Annotated in this window: 14 protein-coding genes; 5 read left to right on the top strand and 9 right to left on the bottom strand. The window is 70.4% G+C overall.

The genetic code is table 11. The annotated features are described in order from the left end of the window. Position 1: 1 nt before the first annotated feature. The 6 genes from OHT77_RS37270 to OHT77_RS37245 form a co-directional block, all read right to left on the bottom strand. Positions 2–685 carry a response regulator transcription factor gene (locus OHT77_RS37270; RefSeq protein ID WP_328832752.1) on the bottom strand — a complete coding sequence of 228 codons (684 nt, stop codon included), beginning with the start codon at positions 683–685 and terminating at the stop codon, positions 2–4. A 100-nt stretch (positions 686–785) separates the two neighbouring features. Next, complete coding sequence (locus OHT77_RS37265) at positions 786–1,454, bottom strand: potassium-transporting ATPase subunit C (protein WP_328832751.1); 669 nt, start codon at positions 1,452–1,454, stop codon at positions 786–788. 6 nt (positions 1,455–1,460) lie between these two features. Next, the gene (gene kdpB, locus OHT77_RS37260) at positions 1,461–3,557 is read right to left on the bottom strand and encodes a potassium-transporting ATPase subunit KdpB (protein WP_402413485.1); all 2,097 of its coding nucleotides are present in this window, start codon (positions 3,555–3,557) and stop codon (positions 1,461–1,463) included. A gap of 29 nt (positions 3,558–3,586) precedes the next feature. Next, positions 3,587–5,251 carry a potassium-transporting ATPase subunit KdpA gene (gene kdpA / locus OHT77_RS37255; RefSeq protein ID WP_328832749.1) on the bottom strand — a complete coding sequence of 555 codons (1,665 nt, stop codon included), beginning with the start codon at positions 5,249–5,251 and terminating at the stop codon, positions 3,587–3,589. 7 nt (positions 5,252–5,258) lie between these two features. After that, the gene (kdpF, locus tag OHT77_RS37250) at positions 5,259–5,348 is read right to left on the bottom strand and encodes a K(+)-transporting ATPase subunit F (RefSeq protein WP_016434100.1); all 90 of its coding nucleotides are present in this window, start codon (positions 5,346–5,348) and stop codon (positions 5,259–5,261) included. A gap of 244 nt (positions 5,349–5,592) precedes the next feature. Then, positions 5,593–7,437 (bottom strand): APC family permease, encoded by a 1,845-nt coding sequence (locus OHT77_RS37245; protein ID WP_328832747.1) that lies wholly within the window; start codon positions 7,435–7,437, stop codon positions 5,593–5,595. A 269-nt stretch (positions 7,438–7,706) separates the two neighbouring features. Here OHT77_RS37245 and OHT77_RS37240 point away from each other — a divergent pair, with 269 nt between their 5' ends. After that, entirely contained in the window at positions 7,707–8,246 is a 540-nt protein-coding gene (locus OHT77_RS37240) for a hypothetical protein (RefSeq protein WP_328832746.1), read from the top strand. A 163-nt stretch (positions 8,247–8,409) separates the two neighbouring features. Here the strand turns inward: OHT77_RS37240 and OHT77_RS37235 are convergent, their stop codons facing one another. Next, positions 8,410–10,923: an ATP-binding protein gene (locus tag OHT77_RS37235; RefSeq protein ID WP_328832745.1), complete on the bottom strand. Its 2,514-nt coding sequence runs from the start codon at positions 10,921–10,923 to the stop codon at positions 8,410–8,412. Between the two features lie 152 nt (positions 10,924–11,075). Here OHT77_RS37235 and OHT77_RS37230 point away from each other — a divergent pair, with 152 nt between their 5' ends. The 3 genes from OHT77_RS37230 to OHT77_RS37220 all read left to right on the top strand — a co-directional run bounded on the left by OHT77_RS37230 (position 11,076) and on the right by OHT77_RS37220 (position 15,679). After that, positions 11,076–12,680: a Na+/H+ antiporter gene (locus OHT77_RS37230; RefSeq protein ID WP_328832744.1), complete on the top strand. Its 1,605-nt coding sequence runs from the start codon at positions 11,076–11,078 to the stop codon at positions 12,678–12,680. Positions 12,681–13,049: 369 nt separating this feature from the next. Then, on the top strand, positions 13,050–15,005 hold the full coding sequence (locus OHT77_RS37225; protein ID WP_328832743.1) for an APC family permease: 1,956 nt from the start codon (positions 13,050–13,052) through the stop codon (positions 15,003–15,005). 152 nt (positions 15,006–15,157) lie between these two features. Continuing rightward, positions 15,158–15,679 carry a hypothetical protein gene (locus OHT77_RS37220; RefSeq protein ID WP_328832742.1) on the top strand — a complete coding sequence of 174 codons (522 nt, stop codon included), beginning with the start codon at positions 15,158–15,160 and terminating at the stop codon, positions 15,677–15,679. On the opposite strand, the gene OHT77_RS37215 is transcribed toward OHT77_RS37220, so the two are convergent. Next, positions 15,657–16,247, bottom strand: coding sequence for a DUF1707 domain-containing protein (locus OHT77_RS37215; protein WP_328832741.1), 591 nt, complete (start codon positions 16,245–16,247; stop codon positions 15,657–15,659). The two genes, OHT77_RS37220 and OHT77_RS37215, sit on opposite strands and share 23 nt — an antisense overlap. A 98-nt stretch (positions 16,248–16,345) precedes the next feature. Here OHT77_RS37215 and OHT77_RS37210 point away from each other — a divergent pair, with 98 nt between their 5' ends. Next, entirely contained in the window at positions 16,346–16,741 is a 396-nt protein-coding gene (locus tag OHT77_RS37210) for a TOBE domain-containing protein (RefSeq protein WP_328832740.1), read from the top strand. 22 nt (positions 16,742–16,763) lie between these two features. Here the strand turns inward: OHT77_RS37210 and OHT77_RS37205 are convergent, their stop codons facing one another. Beyond that, a complete protein-coding gene (locus tag OHT77_RS37205) occupies positions 16,764–17,924 on the bottom strand; it encodes an NAD-dependent formate dehydrogenase (RefSeq protein WP_328832739.1) in 1,161 nt (386 codons plus the stop codon). Between the last annotated feature and the right edge of the window lie 94 nt (positions 17,925–18,018).

The following is an 18,018-nucleotide window of genomic DNA, read 5'->3' as shown; positions in this document are numbered from 1 at the left end:
GTCATCCTTCGAAGCGGTAGCCCATGCCGGGCTCGGTGATCAGATAGCGGGGGCTCGACGGGTCCCCCTCCAACTTGCGGCGCAACTGGGCCATGTAGACCCGGAGATAGTTGGTCTTGTTGCTCTGGGTCACCCCCCACACCTCCTGGAGCAGGTACTTCTGGGTGATCAGGCGGCCGGGGTTGGTGACCAGGATCTCCAGCAGATGCCACTCGGTGGGGGTGAGCCGGATGTCGTGTCCGGCGCGGGTGGCCTTCTTGGCCAGCAGGTCGATGGTGAAGTCGTCGGTGGTGACGAGGGTGGCCGTCGGGGCGAGCGGCACGTCCTCGACGCGGCGGACGGCGGCCCGCAGCCGGGCGAGGAGTTCGTCCATGCTGAACGGCTTGGTGATGTAGTCGTCGGCGCCCGCGTCGAGCGCGGCGACCTTCTCGTCGGAGGCCTGCCGGGCCGACAGCACCAGGATCGGGACCCGGGTCCAGCCGCGCAGTGCCCTGATGACGTCGACGCCGTCCATGTCGGGCAGCCCGAGGTCGAGCATCACGACGTCGGGCTGTCGCATGGCGGCGAGCCGGAGCGCGGTGGCGCCGTCGGGGGCGGCGTCGACGCCGTACTGCCGGGCCTGCATGTTGATCACGAGGGCCCGCACGAGCTGCGGGTCGTCCTCCACCACCAGCACCCGTGTCATGGGGGTGTGCCTTTCGTGTGGTCCCTGGCATGGCGGTGGGAGTCGGCGGCGCCGGGATCTCTCCCGGGCCGCCGACTCCCCTGCCGGTCGTGTAACGCCATCAGCTCTTCGTCACAAGGGACTTGAGCGCGATGTTGAGCTCCAGCACGTTCACCGTCGGCTCGCCGATGAAGCCGAGGGTGCGGCCGTCGGTGTGCTCGTCGACCAGCTTCTGCACCTGGGCGACGGACACGCCGTTCTTCTCGGCGATGCGGTGGACCTGGAGGTCCGCGTAGGCCGGGGAGATGTCCGGGTCGAGGCCGGAGCCGGAGGACGTGACCGCGTCGGCGGGCACCTGGGACGCACTGACCGTGTAGCCGGGCACCGAGTTGTCCTTGATGACGGCGGCCTTGGCGTCCTTCACCTGCTGGACGAGGACCTTGCTGTCGGCGGAGAGGTTGGTGGCGCCGGACAGGATCAACGAGTACTGCGTGTTGATGCTGTTGGTGCCGAGACCGTTCTGCGGCCGGCCCTGGAACCACTTCAGGTCAGGGTCCGGGGTCTCCTGCCCCTTCTTCAACGGCAGGTTGTACGACTGCCCGATGAGGGACGAGCCGACGACCTTGCCGTCCGCCTTGATCTCCGAGCCGTTCGCCTTGCCGGAGAAGATCCCCTGGGCGATGCCGGTGACGACCAGCGGGTAGATGACACCGGTCACCAGGGTCAGCACGAGCAGGGCGCGCAGGCCCGCCCAGAGCAACCGGGCTGTGTTGGATACCGAGATGTTCATAGCCGATCAGCCGATTCCGGGGATGAGGGAGATGAGGAGGTCGATGATCTTGATGCCGATGAAGGGGGCGATCAGACCGCCGATGCCGTAGATCGCGAGGTTGCGGCGGAGCATCTTGTCGGCACTGACCGGCCGGTACTGCACGCCCCGCAGGGAGAGCGGGACCAGCGCGATGATGACCAGCGCGTTGAAGATGACCGCCGAGAGGATCGCGGAGTCGGGCGAGGCCAGGTGCATGATGTTGAGCTTGTCCAGGCCCGGGTAGACGGCCGCGAACAGCGCCGGGATGATCGCGAAGTACTTCGCGACGTCGTTGGCGATCGAGAACGTCGTCAACGCGCCCCGGGTGATGAGGAGTTGCTTGCCGATCTCGACGATCTCGATGAGCTTCGTCGGGTTCGAGTCGAGGTCGACCATGTTGCCGGCCTCCTTCGCGGCCGACGTGCCCGTGTTCATCGCCACGCCGACGTCCGCCTGCGCGAGCGCGGGGGCGTCGTTGGTGCCGTCGCCGGTCATCGCGACCAGCTTGCCGCCGGCCTGCTCCCGCTTGATGAGGGCCATCTTGTCCTCGGGAGTGGCCTCCGCGAGGAAGTCGTCGACACCGGCCTCGTCCGCGATCGCCTTGGCGGTCAGCGGGTTGTCGCCCGTGATCATGACGGTCTTGATGCCCATGCGGCGCAGTTCCTCGAACCGCTCGCGCATGCCCGTCTTGACGACGTCCTTGAGGTGGATGACGCCCAGCACCCGTGCGCCGTCGGTGTCTTCGACCGCCACGAGCAGCGGGGTGCCGCCCGCCGCGGAGATCCGGTCGGTGAGCGCGCCGGCGTCCTCGGACACCTCGCCGCCCCGCTCGCGGACCCAGGTGACGACCGAACCGGCCGCGCCCTTGCGGATCTTGCGCCCGTCCACGTCGACGCCGGACATCCGGGTCTGCGCGGTGAAGGCGATCCACTCGGCGTGGGCCAACTCGCCCTGGTGGCGCTCCCGCAGGCCGTACTTCTCCTTCGCCAGGACGACGATGGAACGGCCCTCGGGCGTCTCGTCGGCCAGCGAGGAGAGCTGGGCGGCGTCGGCTACCTCGGCCTCGGTGGTGCCGGTGACCGGCACGAACTCGGAGGCCTGGCGGTTGCCGAGGGTGATGGTGCCGGTCTTGTCGAGCAGCAGGGTCGACACGTCGCCGGCGGCTTCAACTGCCCTGCCGGACATGGCCAGTACGTTCCTCTGCACCAGCCGGTCCATGCCCGCGATGCCGATCGCGGAGAGCAGGGCGCCGATCGTGGTCGGGATCAGACAGACCAGCAGGGCGACCAGCACGATCATCGTGAGGTGGGTGCCCGCGTAGTCCGCGAACGGCGGCAGCGTGGCACAGGCCAGCAGGAAGACGATCGTCAGCGACGCCAGCAGGATGTTCAGCGCGATCTCGTTGGGCGTCTTCTGCCGGGCGGCGCCCTCGACGAGGGCGATCATCCGGTCGATGAAGGTCTCGCCCGGCTTCGTCGTGATCTTGATGACGATGCGGTCGGAGAGGACCTTCGTGCCGCCGGTGACGGCCGAGCGGTCGCCGCCGGACTCGCGGATGACGGGCGCGGACTCGCCGGTGATGGCCGACTCGTCGACGGACGCGACGCCCTCCACGACGTCCCCGTCACCGGGGATGATGTCGCCGGCCTCGCACACGACCAGGTCGCCGATGCGCAGTTCGGTGCCGGGGATCTGTTCCTCGGCCGTGCCGTTGAGGCGCCGGGCCACCGTGTCGGTCTTGGCCTTGCGCAGGGTGTCGGCCTGCGCCTTGCCGCGGCCCTCGGCGACCGCCTCCGCCAGGTTGGCGAAGATGACGGTCAGCCACAGCCAGGCGCTGATCGTCCAGCCGAACCAGTCGCCCGGGTCCTTGAAGGAGAAGACGGTGGTCAGCACCGAGCCGATCCACACCACGAACATGACGGGCGACTTGACCATCACCCGCGGGTCGAGCTTGCGGCAGGCGTCGGGCAGGGACTTGATCAGTTGCTTCGGGTCGAACAGACCCGCGCCGACACGTCCCTCTTCCTTGTGACCGGTCGGCACATCGCTGTGCGGCGCCCTGGTCGGAGTGGCTGTGGACATCGAGTCCTCTTGGTTGTCTGTGCGGGTGCTCATGACGCCAGCCCCTCGGCCAGCGGTCCCAGCGCCAGGGCCGGGAAGTAGGTCAGACCGGTGATGATGAGGATCGCTCCCACCAGCAGGCCGGTGAACAGCGGCTTCTCGGTGCGCAGGGTGCCCGCGGTGACGGGCACCGGCTTCTGCTCGGCGAGCGAGCCGGCCAGCGCCAGCACGAACACCATCGGCAGGAAGCGGCCGAACAGCATCGCGAGCCCGGTCATCGTGTTGAACCAGTCGGTGTTCGCGTTGAGCCCGGCGAACGCCGATCCGTTGTTGTTCGCGGCGGAGGTGAAGGCGTACAGCACCTCGGAGAACCCGTGCGCGCCGGAGTTCAGCATCGAGTGCGGCGGGGTCGGCAGCGCCATGGAGGCCGCCGCGAAGATCAGCACCAGGGCCGGGGTGATCAGGATGTAGCAGGCCGCGAGCTTCATCTCGCGGGTGCCGATCTTCTTGCCCAGGTACTCGGGCGTACGGCCGACCATCAGGCCGGCGATGAACACCGCGATGACCGCCATGATCAGCATTCCGTAGAGGCCGGAGCCGGTACCACCGGGTGCGATCTCGCCCAACTGCATGCCCAGGATGGTGATTCCGCCGCCGAGACCGGTGAACGAGGAGTGGAAGGAGTCCACCGCGCCCGTCGAGGTCAGGGTGGTCGACACCGCGAAGATCGAGGAGGCGCCGACGCCGATGCGCTGTTCCTTGCCCTCCATCGCACCGCCGGCGGCCTGGAGCGCAGCGCCGTGGTGGGCGAACTCGGTCCACATCATCAGGGCGATGAAGCCGACCCAGATGGTGGCCATGGTGGCGAGGATCGCGTAGCCCTGCTTGATCGAGCCGACCATCACGCCGAAGGTGCGGGTCAGCGCGAACGGGATCACCACCAGCAGGAAGATCTCGAACAGGTTGGTGAACGGGGTGGGGTTCTCGAAGGGGTGGGCGGAGTTGGCGTTGAAGTAGCCGCCGCCGTTGGTGCCCAGCTCCTTGATGGCCTCCTGCGAGGCGACCGCGCCGCCGTTCCACTGCTGGTGGCCGCCCATGAACTGGCCGACCTCGTGGATGCCGGAGAAGTTCTGGATGGCACCGCAGGCCACGAGCACGAGGGCCGCGACGACGGCCAGCGGGACCAGGATGCGGATCGTGCCGCGCACCAAGTCGGCCCAGAAGTTGCCGAGTTCACCGGTGCGGGAGCGCGCGAAGCCCCGTACGAGAGCGACCGCCACCGCGATGCCGACGGCCGCGGAGACGAAGTTCTGCACGGCCAGACCGGCGGTCTGCACGACGTGACCCATGGTCTGCTCGCCGTAGTACGACTGCCAGTTGGTGTTCGTCACGAACGACACGGCCGTGTTGAACGACTGCGCCGGGTTCACCGAGGAGAAGCCCAGCGAGCCGGGCAGGATGCCCTGGAGGCGCTGAAGGAGATAGAGGAAGAGGACGCCGACGGCCGAGAAGGCGAGTACGCCGCGCAGATACGCGGGCCAGCGCATCTCGGTGTTCGGGTCGGCACCGATGCCCTTGTAGATCCACTTCTCGACGCGCCAGTGCTTGTCGGAGGAGTAGACCCGGGCCATGTAGTTGCCGAGGGGGACGTAGACGAGCGCCAGTGCCGCTATGAGGGCGATCAGCTGGAGCACGCCGGCGAGGACGGGACCCATACGCTACTCAGAACCTCTCCGGGAAGATCAGGGCGAGGACGAGATAGCCCAGCAGGGCGACGGCCACGACGAGGCCGACGATGTTCTCGGCGGTCACAGCTTCGTCACCCCCTTGGCGACGAGGGCCACCAGCGCGAAGACCGCGATCGTGGTGACGACGAAGGCCAGATCGGCCATCGTGAGCTCCTGGAATGAGGTTCGAATGGAACGGACGCTTAGAGGTAACCGCGCCCATGACCGGATTCGGCCGCCGTTGACGGGTCCCTTACGGCGGCGCACACGCCTTTGACGCGACTCTTACGGCGAGGCCGCGAACCGGGCGTGCGCACCGCGTCCGGGCGTCAGAACAGCCGGAACCGCAGCCGGCAGATCACCGCGTCCGTGTCCCGCCGTACGGCATGGGCGACGACGGCCCCGCGCTGGTTCTGCAGCAGCCGCTGCCACAGCCGTACGGGCTCCACCTCGGCGATCAGGACGGTGACCCGGGTGTCCGGTTCCGTCGCCGAGACGTCCCGTACGTAGGCGGCGATCGGGCGGCCGAGCGTGCGGCGCTCGCAGGCGAGCCGGACCAGGGGGACGCCCGGGTCCCACTCGGCCCAGGCGCGCTCCAGGGCGTGCAGATGGACGCGGTCCTCGGGGTCGGGGTAGCAGACGGTGACCGCGCGCACCTCGTCGCCGAGGGAGGCGGCGGCCGTCAGCGCCTCGGAGGTGAGGCGGGACAGCGACGAGACGGGCACGATCACCACGGACCGGTCGCGGTGCGGGGCCTCGGGGATACGGCCGAGGCCGAGCCGTTCGCCGATGTGCGCGTAGGCGCGGTGCACGGTCTCGAAGGCGACCACGAGCAGCGGCAGGGTGATCACGATCAGCCAGGCGCCGTCCGCGAACTTGGTCGCGGTGACGACGACCGCGGCGACACCGGTGAGGACCGCGCCGAAGCCGTTCAGCAGGGTTTTTCCACGCCGTCCGGAGCCGCCGCGTTCACCGCGCCAGTGCCGGACCATGCCGACCTGCGCGATCGTGAAGCCGACGAAGACGCCGATGGCGAAGAGCGGCACGAGGGTGTTGGTGTCGCCGCCGGAGAACACCAGCAGCGCGGCCGAGACCGCGGCCAGCGCGAGCACACCGTGCCGGTGCACCTGGCGGTCGGCCTTGAGGGCGAAGACGTGCGGGAGGTAGTTGTCGCGGGCCAGCAGTTTCAGCAGCACCGGCAGCCCGCCGAAGGACGTGTTCGCGGACAGGGCGAGCAGGATCATCGTCGCGAACTGGATGACGTAGAAGGCCCAGTTGTGGCCGAGGGAGGCGTCCGCGAGCTGGGCGAGGACGGTGACTCCCTGGACGGGCTGGAGGTGGAAGCGGGAGATCAGGACGGACAGGCCGATCAGCATCACGCCGAGCACCGCGCCGAGGGCGACCTCCGCGCGCTGGGCCCGCTTCACGCGGGGTGCGCGGAAGGAGGGCACGGCGTTGGCGATGGCCTCGACGCCGGTGAGGGCGCTGCACCCGCTGGCGAAAGCTTTCAGCAGCAGCAAGGTGCCGACGCTCGTCGCGTTGTCGGCGAGCGCGGAGGCGTGTCCGTCGGCGGTCGCGGTGCTCACCGGCACGGACCGGAACAGCCCGACCGCGATCAGCACGAAGACGGAGCCGACGAAGACCACGGTGGGCACGATGAAGGCGCGGGCCGACTCGACGATCCCGCGCAGGTTCACCGCCGTCACCAGCACGAGCACCGCGAGACACAGCCACAGCCGGTCGTCGTAGAGTCCCGGGAAGGCCGAGGTCAGAGCGGCGACACCAGCCGTGACGGCCACCGCGACGTTCAGGACGTAGTCCAGCACCAGCGAGGCCGCCGCGACCAGACTCGTCCGCGCGCCGAGGTGGGTCTTCGCCACGGCGTAGGAGCCGCCGCCGTCCGGGAAGGCCGCGATGACCTGCCGGTACGAGGCGACGAGCACCGCGAGCAGACCGGCGATGGCGAGCGTGACCGGGAGGGTGAAGCCGAGCCCGTGCGCACCGGCGGCGGCCAGCACGAGGACGATCGCCTCGGGGCCGTAGGCCACCGACGCCATGGCGTCCAGGGAGAGGGCGGCGAACCCGGTGGTCGCGGTCAGCCGGTGGCGTTCGCCGGTATCCGGGGGCTCCTCGTCGGCGGGGGTCGCACCCGGCTGGACGGCGAGAACGGTCATGCTGGTGGCTCCTTCACGTACGGGCGCGCGGTGACGGGATCGCGCGAGTGCGCTTCAGGTTCTGTCCCGCCGTGGCCGGTTTCCTCTTCTCCTTGCGGCTTCTTCGCGCCGAACAGGCTTTCCTTGACGGGAACTTGACGGCCGTGTGACCTGCGCGACCGCCCGTGATCGCCGTCGTCCGCTGCGACGGCGTCAAGAAGCACCGGCCGCCCGTCAGAGTCCCGTCAAGGCCCGGCCGCCGTACGTCCGGAGTCCCTACCGTCGCCACCATGGGACGCCCCGACGACGCACACGCGCAGGCACCCGCCCACGCGTCCGCGCACGACCGCCTGTGGAGACGGGACCTGCGCGACACGTTCCGCTGCGCGGGCGCCCTGCTCGTACTCCTGCTGGTCGTCGACCACTTGACCGGGCACTTCACGCTCTGGCGCGGCGCGCTCTGGCTCGCCCTGGCCGTGCTGCTCTTCGTGGTGCTGTACCCGGCCCGGGTCCGGGCGGGCGAGGGCTGGCTGTCCTCACGCGGGCTGCTGCGCGAGCGGCGCGTCCGCACCGACCGGCTGGTGTCCGTGCGCTGTCTCGACGGGATCTCTCAACGGATGGTGCTGCGCGACGAGTTGGGGGGCAGGGTCGAGATCGACCCCGCTTTGCTGGTGACCAATCCCGACCTGTGGCACCGCGTCTCCGAGGACTCCCGCCACGCTCTCGCCTCCGGCACGCTCACCTGCGGGGCGACCGCGCTGCGGCGGATCGCGGAGCGCGTCGAGCGGGAGACCGCGGAGACCGTGTTCAAGGTGTCCGGCCTGGAGTAGCGGCCGCGGGCTGAATTCAGCGTGTCCGGTGGGGAGTTGTCGCGGCCTGAATTCACGGTGCCCGTTGGGTAGTTGGCGCGGCCTGAATTCACGGTGCTCGGTGGGAAGTTGGGGGGCGGCCTGAATTCACCTTGGCCGACCGGGAGTTGGGCACAGCCTGAATTCACGTTGCCCGGTGGGGAGTTGGCGTGGCCGTCGCCGGATCCGGACCGCTCGCCCGATCGGCCAGCGGGAGGGACACCACCATGGTGAGACCGCCTCCCGGTGTGTCCTCGGGGGTCAGGCTCCCGTTCATCGCCTCGGTGAGGCCGCGTGCGAGGGCGAGACCCAGGCCGAGCCCGGTGGTGTTGTCCGTGTCGCCGAGCCGCTGGAAGGGCTCGAAGAGGCGTTCGCGCCCGGTGGTTGGCAACCCCGGCCCTCGGTCCACGACCCGCAACTCCACCCGCCCGCCGAGCGCACTCGCGGTGACCATGACGCGCCGCCCGGCCGGGGTGTGCCGCGCCGCGTTGCCGGCCAGGTTGGCGATCACGCGCTCCAGCAGCGGCGGGTCGACGAGCACCGGCGGGATCGACTCCACGTCCCGCAGATCCACATCGGGCACGTCCGCGAGAGCCATCGGCAGCGCCTCCTCCAGGCTCGTGGCACGGAGGTTCAGCGGCAGGACGCCGGCTTCGAGGCGGCTCAGGTCGAGGAGATTCCCCAGCAGCCGGTTGAGCTTGGCCATGGACTCGTCGGCGGTGGCGAGCAGTTCGTCCCGGTCCTCTTCCGAGAACTCGACGTCCCGCCCGCGCAACGAGGTCACCGCCGCCCACCCCGCCGCGAGCGGGGTCCGCAGATCGTGTCCCACGGCCCGCAGGAGTGCCGTCCGCAGACGGTCGGCGGCCTTGACCGGCTCTATCTCGGCCGCGGCCTCGGCGAGTTGGGCCCGCTCGACGGCGGAGCCGACATGCGCGGCGAAGGCGGCGAGCACCCGGCGCTCCGAGGAGGAGAGGGTGCGTCCGCGCAGGACGAGGTAGGCACCGGGGCCCGCGGGGACCGTGGTGACGCCCGAGCCGACCTCGTGGTCCGGTGGCGCGTCGACGAGTTCCGCCGAGTCGGTGCCGAAGGTCTCGCGGGTGCGTTCCAGCAGGGCCGGGATCGTCTGGCCGCCGCGCACGATGCTGCCCGCGAGGGACGACATCGTCTCGGCCTCCGCGGTGGCACGCGCCGAGCGCCGGGAGAGTCGTAGCGAACGGTCGACCACGGCGGCGACCGTCGCCGCCACGACCGTGAACACCCCCAGCGCGAGAAGGGCGTTGGGGTCGTCCAGGGTGAACTGGCCGATGGGCGGGATGAACCAGTAGTTGAGCAGCAGCGAGGCCGTGACCGACGCGATGACCGCCGAGGCGACCCCGCCGATGCAGGCGACCCCGACCACCGCGAGGAGGAACAGCAGGGCCTCGCTGGTGAGGTTGACCGTGCCGCGCACCTGCGCGAGGCAGAAGGTGAGCAGCACCGGCAGCACAAGTCCCGCCACCGGTCCGGCAATCAGCCGTGCCGTGGACAGCGTGCGGCGACGGGACGGCAGGAGGGTGCCGCGTCCGGCGCGCTCGTGGGTGACCCGGTGGACGTCGATGTCACCGGAGAGTTCGGTGACGGTCTCGCCCGTGCCGGGGCCGGTGAGGAAGCGTTCGAGTCGGCCCCGGCGGCTGGTGCCGAGGACGAGTTGGGTGGCGTTCTCGGTGCGGGCGAAGTCGACCAGGGCGGTGGCGACGCCGTCGCCGACCACCGAGTGGTAGCTGCCGCCGAGGTCCTCGACGAGGCGCCGCTGACGGGCGAGCGAGGCGTGGGAGACCCCGGCGGCGAGTCCGTCGCTGCGGGCCACGTGCACGGCGAGCAGATCGCCGCCGGCGGAGCGGTCGGCGATGCGGGCGGCGCGCCGGATCAGCGTGTCGCCCTCGGGGCCGCCGGTGAGGGCGACGACCACCCGTTCCCGGGTCTCCCACACCCCGCCGATCGCGTGCTCGGCGCGGTAGGTGTGCAGGGCCTCGTCGACCCGGTCGGCGACCCACAGCAGCGCCAACTGCCGCAGGGCGGTGAGGTTTCCGGGCCGGAAGTAGTTGGCGAGGGCCGCGTCGATCTTCTCCGGCGCGTAGATGTTGCCGTGCGCCATCCGCCGCCGCAGTCCCTCGGGCGGCATGTCGATCAGCTCGATCTGCCGGGCCCGGCGTACGACGTCGTCGGGCACCGTCTCGTGCTGCGGCACCCCGGTGATCTTCTCGACGACGTCCTTGAGGGAGGCCAGGTGCTGCACGTTGACGGCCGTGACGACGTCGATGCCGGCGGCGAGCAGCACGTCGATGTCCTGCCAGCGCTTGGCGTTGCGACCGCCGCCGGGGACGTTGCTGTGCGCGAACTCGTCGACGACGGCGACCTCCGGGCGGCGCGCGAGGACCGCGGGGAGGTCCATCTCCTCGAAGTACCCGCCCCGGTACGCGCACGGGGACCGGGGCACCACCTCCAGGCCGTCGAGCATCGCCTCGGTCAGCGGGCGCCCGTGGCACTCGGCGAACCCCACCACCACATCGGCGCCGCGAGCGGCCCGGCGCCGTGCCTCGTCGAGCATGCGGTAGGTCTTGCCGACACCCGGGGCCGCCCCGAGGTAGACCTTGAGTCGCCCGCGTCGTACGTCGTTCATCGCCTCCCAGACAAGCGCCCCGCGGCCGCGCGGGCAGGCTTCTTGACGCGTCTCTGGCGCCGCCCGCGGGGACGTTGACACTGTCTTGACGGCGCCCGGCCGGGTTAGGGTGTGCGCGGTGTGCCGGGAAGTCTGGTCGGCGGGGAGTCCACATGGGCTCGTCCAAGCCCCAGGGGGACGGCATGCGCGGCGTCGGTACGGTTCTGGCACTCGTGGTTCTGGCGACGCTGGTCGCGACGTTCGCCCGCCGCTGGCGGATCCCCGCGCCCTCCCTCCTCGTGGTCGCCGGTCTCGCCGTGGCCCTGCTGCCGGGCACCCCGGCGATCGAGATCAGCCCGGACGTGATCGGCCTGGTCGTCCTGCCGCCGCTGCTGTACGCGAGCGCCGAGGACATGTCGTGGCGCGAGCTGAAGGCGGTGTGGAAGCCGGTCGGGATCCTGGCGATCGGCCTGGTCCTCGCGTCCGCGGCGGCCGTCGGCTGGGTGGCGTCGACGGTGACCCCGCTGTCCTGGCAGATGGCGCTCGTGCTCGGCGCGGTCCTCGCGAGCACGGACCCGGTGGCCGTCACCGCGCTGGGCCGCCGGCTCGCGCTGCCGCCCCGGGTCCAGGTCCTCGTCCAGGCGGAGTCCCTGTTCAACGACGCGACCTCGCTGGTCCTGTTCCGGGTCGCGGTGAGCGTGGCGGTGGCCTCGGCGGCGGCCGACTGGGGTGCCGCGGGCGGGGAGTTCGTCGTGCTCGCGGGCGGGGGCACGGTCATCGGGGCGGCCGTCGCCTCCGTCGTCACCCTGATCCGGCGGCGCACCGAGGACCCGGTCCTGGAAACGGTGATCTCCCTCGTCACGCCGTACGCGGCCTACGTCCTCGCGGAGGGCGCCCACACCTCCGGCGTAACGTCCGTCGTGGTGGCCGGAGTTGTCCTCGGCGGCCGCGGCGACCGCCTCACCAACGCCCGCATACGGCTCCAACTCCACGCCGTCTACGGCACGGTGGTGTTCCTGCTGGAGAGCGTGGTCTTCTCGCTCATCGGCCTCGCGCTGCCCGCCCAGGTGCGGGCACTGTCCGACGGCGACCGCGCGTGGCCGCTGTACGCGCTCGCGGTGGCGGGCACGCTGATCGCCGTACGACTGCTGTGGCTCGCGCCGCTGTCGGCGGTCGTGCAGCGCAAGGGCGGTGTGCACAGGGTGAATTGGCGGGTGCCGATGGTGCTGACCTGGGCGGGCACCCGGGGTGTCCTCCCGCTGGCGGCGGCCCTGTCGATCCCGGAGGTCACCAGGTCCGGCGCCACCCTGCCCGACCGCCCCCTCGTCCTGGTCCTCACGACCTCGGTCGTGGTCGTCACCCTCGTCGTCCAGGGCTTCACCCTCGCGCCGGTCGTCCGCCGCTCCGGCATCGCCCTCGAACCCGACCACACGGAACGCGAAGAGGCCTCCGCCCGCTGCCGGTTGGCCGACGCGGGCATCCGCCGCCTCGACGAACTCGCCGAGCTGGAAGCCGTACCGGACGTCGTCCTCGACCGCCTCCGCCGCGGCCTCAACGCCCGCCTCGACGACGCCCGCGACCGCCTCTCCGACCCCGACGACCACGCCCCGCACGCAGAATCGGCCGACCTCGTCTACCGCCAGCTCCGCCGCGACCTGATCGCCGTGGAGACGACCGAACTGCAGCGCCTCTACGACGACCACACCATCAGCGACACGACCCGCCGCCGCCTCCAACGCTCACTGGACCTGGAGGAGGCAAGGCTGACAGACGCGTAACACCGAAAACCCACCCGCGGAAAGCCCCTTCAGGGGCGCGAGGAACTGCGCGACAAGCCACAGACAACTCGCACCCGCCCCCAACGACAGACCCCCACCCCCTTAGGCGCCCCCCGCCCCCGTAACGCTGGGTATCCACCACCCCCGGCCATCCCCCCGCACCCCCCATACAGCCCAACACACCCCCAACCAGCCCCGTCCCCCCTTTCCTGACGCACCCCCTCCGCGAACCGGGCCAGTCTTAACGCAAGATTGACGCCCATCGCCCCCACATCCATGGGCCCACGCGTCACTCTCCGCATACGCTGGTGCCGCCGTCCGCGTGATGGCCGGAGCCCACACGCTGACCCGCACCTCAGGAGCACGCCGATGGTCACGACCGAACACCCTCCCAGTCGTCTGCGCGCCTGGATGCTGGAGGGCCTGGCCGACATGGGCAAGGGCAGCCACCAGGTCGCGCAGACCGCCCCGGAACCCCAGCAACACGCCCACCAGGGCCAACGCTGGTGGCGTGTGATGTGCCTGACCGGCGTCGACTACTTCTCCACCCTCGGCTACCAGCCGGGCATCGCGGCCCTGGCCGCAGGGCTGCTCTCCCCCGTCGCGACGATCGTCCTCGTGGTCGTGACCCTGGCCGGTGCCCTCCCCGTGTACCGCCGCGTCGCCGAGGAGAGCCCCCACGGCGAGGGCTCCATCGCGATGCTGGAACGGCTGCTGTCGTTCTGGAAGGGCAAGCTGTTCGTCCTGACCCTGCTCGGGTTCGCGGCGACGGACTTCCTGATCACGATCACCCTGTCCGCGGCGGACGCCTCCACCCACCTCGTGGAGAACCCGCACCTGACCAGCTTCCTGCACGACAAGCAGATGCTGATCACGCTCATCCTGGTCGCCCTGCTCGGCGCGGTGTTCCTCAAGGGCTTCCTGGAGGCGATCGGCGTCGCCGTGTACCTGGTCGCCATCTACCTGAGCCTCAACGTCGTCGTCGTGATCGTCGGCCTGTGGCACGTGGTCACCCACGGGCACGTGGTCACCGACTGGAGCAGCGCCCTGACCACCGAGCACGGCAACGTCTTCGCGATGATCGGCGTCTCCCTGCTGGTCTTCCCGAAGCTGGCGCTGGGCCTCTCCGGTTTCGAGACCGGTGTGGCCGTCATGCCGCACGTCGAGGGCGACCCGGACGACACCCACGACAACCCCAAGGGCCGTATCCGCGACACCAAGAAGCTGCTGACGACCGCCGCGCTCATCATGAGCGTGTTCCTGATCGCCACGAGCTTCATCACCACGGTGCTGATCCCGGAGAACGAGTTCAAGGCGGGCGGCCAGGCCAACGGCCGCGCGCTCGCCTATCTCGCGCACGAGTACCTGGGCAACGGCTTCGGCACGGTCTACGACCTCTCGACCATCGCGATCCTCTGGTTCGCCGGCGCCTCCGCGATGGCCGGCCTGCTGAACCTGATGCCTCGCTACCTGCCCCGCTACGGCATGGCCCCGCACTGGGCCCGCGCGGTCCGCCCGATGGTGATCGTCTTCACCCTGATCGCGTTCCTGGTCACCTGGATCTTCGACGCCAGCGTCGACGCACAGGGCGGCGCCTACGCCACCGGCGTCCTCGTCCTCATGTCCTCGGCGGCGATCGCCGTGACCATCGCGGCCCACCGCGCCCGGCAGCGCAACTGGACCGTCGTCTTCGGCATCGTCTCCGCGGTCCTTCTCTACGTCACCGTCGTGAACGTCATCGAGCGCCCCGACGGTGTGAAGATCGGCGCCTGCTTCATCGCCGGCATCATCCTGGTCTCGCTGCTGTCCCGGCTGGCCCGCGCCTTCGAACTCCGCGTGACGAGCGTGCAGTTGGACCCCATGGCGGAACGATTCATCCGTGACATGGCCAGCCGGAAGATCCGCTTCGTCGCCAACGAGCCCGACCGCCGCGACAAGGCCGAGTACCGCGAGAAGATCGAGCAGATCCGCAACGACAACGACATCCCCGGCGAGGACTTCGTGTTCGTCGAGGTGACGGTCCTCGACGCCTCCGAGTTCGAGGCGGGCCTGACGGTGCGCGGCGAGGTCCTGCACGGCCGCTACCGGGTGCTGACCCTGGAGTCGTCCTCCATCCCGAACGCCCTGGCCGCGCTGATGCTCAACGTGCGCGACTCGACGGGCCGCATCCCGCACATGTACTTCGAGTGGACCGAGGGCAACCCCTTCGCCAACTTCCTCCGCTTCTTCCTGTTCGGCCAGGGCGAGGTCGCCCCGGTGACCCGGGAGGTCCTCCGCGAGGCGGAACCCGACCGCGCCCGGCGCCCGCGCGTGCACACCGGCTGACCGGCGCACCGCGCCCGCGCACACACCCGGCGCCCCTTCGGAACCGCCCGGGCCGACGGCACCGTAAGAGCCGCGACAAAATCGGGTCCCGGTGTGTAAGAGCTCCGTCAGCGGCCCATGCCCCGCGCTTCGGGCGGCCTACGGTCGGCCTCATGCGGCACAGCACCCTCCCACCGGACCCGGCCGGCGACCGTCACTGGCGTGGCGACGCCCGGCTGGCGACGGGCTGCGCGCTCGGCTTCCTCGTCATGACCCTGGTGGTCGACGGGGAAGCCGGAACCCTCACCCTGACCCGCGCGCTGCTGTGGTTCGCCCTGTCGGCCGCGCTCTTCGCCGTCCTGCTCCCGCACCGCGTCACCGCGGGCCCCGGCTGGCTCACCGTGGACAGCCCGCTGCTGCGGCGCACGGTGCACACGGACGCGCTGACCGTCGTACGGCAGTACGGCGACGTCTCCTCCCGCCTCCTGCTGCGGGACACCTACGGGCAGTGGCTCGAACTGGACCCCCGTGTCCTGGTCGCCAACCCCCTGCTCTGGCACGAGCTGGACACGGGCATGCGGCGCTCGATGGAGCGCGGCACGCTGCGCCAGGGCACCGATGTCCGGCGTCACCTGGGCCATCTGATCGACGACGAGACCGCGCGCTCGGTCCTCAGGGCGTCGGGGATTTCCTGACCGCGCGCCGCGTCCTGCGCACCTTGACCTTCCCGAAGCCCAGCTTCCCGACGACCTCGATCCGCAGCTCGACCGGAGCCCCGGCGTCGGCCGGCCCGCGCGTCTTGACCTTGCTGTAGTTGAGCACCAGGGAGTCGGTGTCCACCACGATGCCGGGCGGGAGCAGCAGCCGTAGCTCACCGAGGTGCATGTCGAGGTCGATGCGGAGGGTGCTGCGGGTGATCACGGCCTGGGTGAAGTCCAAGGTCACATCGCCGAGGCGGGACTGGATCTCCAGCCGGCCGGGCACCACCCAGCCGTCGGCGCGGCGCGTGGACCCGCCGTTCTGCTCGATGCGGACGACGTCCTTCACCTCGACCGGGGTGGTGCCCGCGACCGCGGGGAGGTCGGCCGTGAGGACCGCCAACTCCCCCATCGTGCGGGCGGACAGCGCGGCCTCGACCCGCTCGTCGAGTTCCTCGGAGGTCAGTCTTCCGTCGCCGGCCGCGCCGGTCAGCACGTCCACGACGCGGTCCCGGTCCGCATGGGAGGCCCGCAACTCGGTCGTGCCCATCAGCTCACCCGACATACCCTCACCCCGATCGACGGACTGACGCTATATCGCGTTATACCCCAGGGGCGGCCCCCCGTCCACCGCCTTTCGTTTCTGGCCCTAGGGTGACGCCTATGCAGTCCTACACAATCGGCCAGGCGGCGCGGCTGCTCGGCGTGAGTCCGGACACCGCGCGCCGGTGGGCGGACGCGGGCCGGGTGACGACCCACCGCGACGAGGGCGGGCGCCGGCTCATCAACGGCGTGGACCTGGCCGCGTTCTCCGTGGCGCTGGCCAAGGCGGGCGGCGTCGAGGAGGACACGTCGTACACCTCGGTGCGCAACGCGTTCCCCGGCATCGTCACCGCGATCAAGCTCGGCGATGTCGCTGCCCAGGTCGAGATCCAGGCGGGCCCGCACCGTCTCGTCTCGCTGCTGACCCGCGAGGCCGTCGAGGAACTCGGCCTGGAGGTGGGCATGGAGGCCACCGCCCGCGTGAAGTCGACGAACGTGCACATCGACCGGGTGTGACGCGGGCCGTGGCCTCCGTCCGTCACTTGTTGACCGAGTAGGAGTGCGCGCCGGTACCCGCCAACGCGCCCCCGTCCACGATCAGATACTCGTCCCGGATCGGCCGCCCCGCGAAGAACGCCTCCAGGATCTCCCGCGTGCCCGCCGCGTACCGGGCCTGCGCCGACAGCGACGAACCGGAGATGTGCGGGGTCATCCCGTGGTGCGGCATGGTGCGCCACGGGTGGTCCGCCGGAGCGGGCTGCGGGAACCACACGTCACCCGCGTATCCCGCCAACTGCCCGCTGCGCAGGGCCCGGTCGACCGCGTCCCGGTCCACGATCTTGGCCCGCGCGGTGTTGATGAGGTACGCGCCGCGCTTCATCCGCTCCAGCAGCTTGTCGCCGAACAGCCCCTCCGTCTCGGGGTGCAGCGGCGCGTTGATCGTCACGACGTCGCAGTGCGGCACCATGTCCTCGGCGCTCTCGTGCCAGGTCAGCCCCAACTCCCGCTCCAGGTCCTCGGGAAGCCGGTGCCGGTCGGTGTAGTGCAGCTTGACGTCGAAGGGCGCGAGCCGCCGCAGCACCGCGAGCCCGATCCGCCCGGCGGCGACCGTCCCGACGTGCATGCCCTCGAGGTCGTACGAACGGGCCACGCAGTCCGCGATGTTCCAGCCGCCGTCGAGCACGACCTGGTGGGACGGCAGGTAGTTGCGCACGAGGGACAGCGTCATCATCACGACGTGTTCGGCGACGCTGATGCTGTTGCAGTACGTCACCTCGGCGACCGTCACGCCGTGCGAGATCGCCGAGTCGAGGTCGACGTGGTCGGAGCCGATGCCTGCGGTGACCGCCAGCTTGAGGTTTTTGGCGGCGGCGATGCGCTCCGGGGTGAGGTACGCGGGCCAGAACGGCTGCGAGATCACGATGTCGGCGTCGACCAGTTCCCGGTCGAAGACCGAGCCCTCGCCGTCCTTGTCGGAGGTGACGACGAGGGTGTGGCCGGCCGCCTCCAGGTAGGCGCGCAGGCCGAGTTCGCCGGAGACACTGCCGAGGAGCTGCCCCGGCGTGAAGTCGACCGCCTCGGGGGTGGGTGTGGTCTGACCGCCCGGGTAGTGGTCGATCACGGGCAGGTCGTCACGGGCGTACGAGGTCGGGTAACCGTCGGTGGGGTCGTCGTACAGGACACAGAGAACCTTGGCCATGTCGCGGCTCCTCAACTCCGTTGTCGGAAGGTGGACTTCACGATCCTCGGGGTCAATCGCCGCGGTCAAAGCGAACGTCGCTATGCCTGCATAG

The sequence above is a fragment of the Streptomyces sp. NBC_00252 genome (genome assembly GCF_036187565.1).
In the GTDB taxonomy this organism is placed as follows: domain Bacteria; phylum Actinomycetota; class Actinomycetes; order Streptomycetales; family Streptomycetaceae; genus Streptomyces.
This window is presented reverse-complemented; position numbering and strand designations above follow the sequence as displayed.

What these genes read in the sequence shown, in the direction of transcription:
- OHT77_RS37270 (WP_328832752.1), bottom strand. Translation starts at nt 685, where the DNA reads ATGACACGGGTGCTGGTGGTGGAGGACGACCCGCAGCTCGTGCGGGCC.
- OHT77_RS37265 (WP_328832751.1), bottom strand. Translation starts at nt 1,454, where the DNA reads ATGAACATCTCGGTATCCAACACAGCCCGGTTGCTCTGGGCGGGCCTG.
- kdpB (WP_402413485.1), bottom strand. Translation starts at nt 3,557, where the DNA reads ATGTCCACAGCCACTCCGACCAGGGCGCCGCACAGCGATGTGCCGACC.
- kdpA (WP_328832749.1), bottom strand. Translation starts at nt 5,251, where the DNA reads ATGGGTCCCGTCCTCGCCGGCGTGCTCCAGCTGATCGCCCTCATAGCG.
- OHT77_RS37245 (WP_328832747.1), bottom strand. Translation starts at nt 7,437, where the DNA reads ATGACCGTTCTCGCCGTCCAGCCGGGTGCGACCCCCGCCGACGAGGAG.
- OHT77_RS37240 (WP_328832746.1), top strand. Translation starts at nt 7,707, where the DNA reads ATGGGACGCCCCGACGACGCACACGCGCAGGCACCCGCCCACGCGTCC.
- OHT77_RS37235 (WP_328832745.1), bottom strand. Translation starts at nt 10,923, where the DNA reads ATGAACGACGTACGACGCGGGCGACTCAAGGTCTACCTCGGGGCGGCC.
- OHT77_RS37230 (WP_328832744.1), top strand. Translation starts at nt 11,076, where the DNA reads ATGGGCTCGTCCAAGCCCCAGGGGGACGGCATGCGCGGCGTCGGTACG.
- OHT77_RS37225 (WP_328832743.1), top strand. Translation starts at nt 13,050, where the DNA reads ATGGTCACGACCGAACACCCTCCCAGTCGTCTGCGCGCCTGGATGCTG.
- OHT77_RS37220 (WP_328832742.1), top strand. Translation starts at nt 15,158, where the DNA reads ATGCGGCACAGCACCCTCCCACCGGACCCGGCCGGCGACCGTCACTGG.
- OHT77_RS37215 (WP_328832741.1), bottom strand. Translation starts at nt 16,247, where the DNA reads ATGTCGGGTGAGCTGATGGGCACGACCGAGTTGCGGGCCTCCCATGCG.
- OHT77_RS37210 (WP_328832740.1), top strand. Translation starts at nt 16,346, where the DNA reads ATGCAGTCCTACACAATCGGCCAGGCGGCGCGGCTGCTCGGCGTGAGT.
- OHT77_RS37205 (WP_328832739.1), bottom strand. Translation starts at nt 17,924, where the DNA reads ATGGCCAAGGTTCTCTGTGTCCTGTACGACGACCCCACCGACGGTTAC.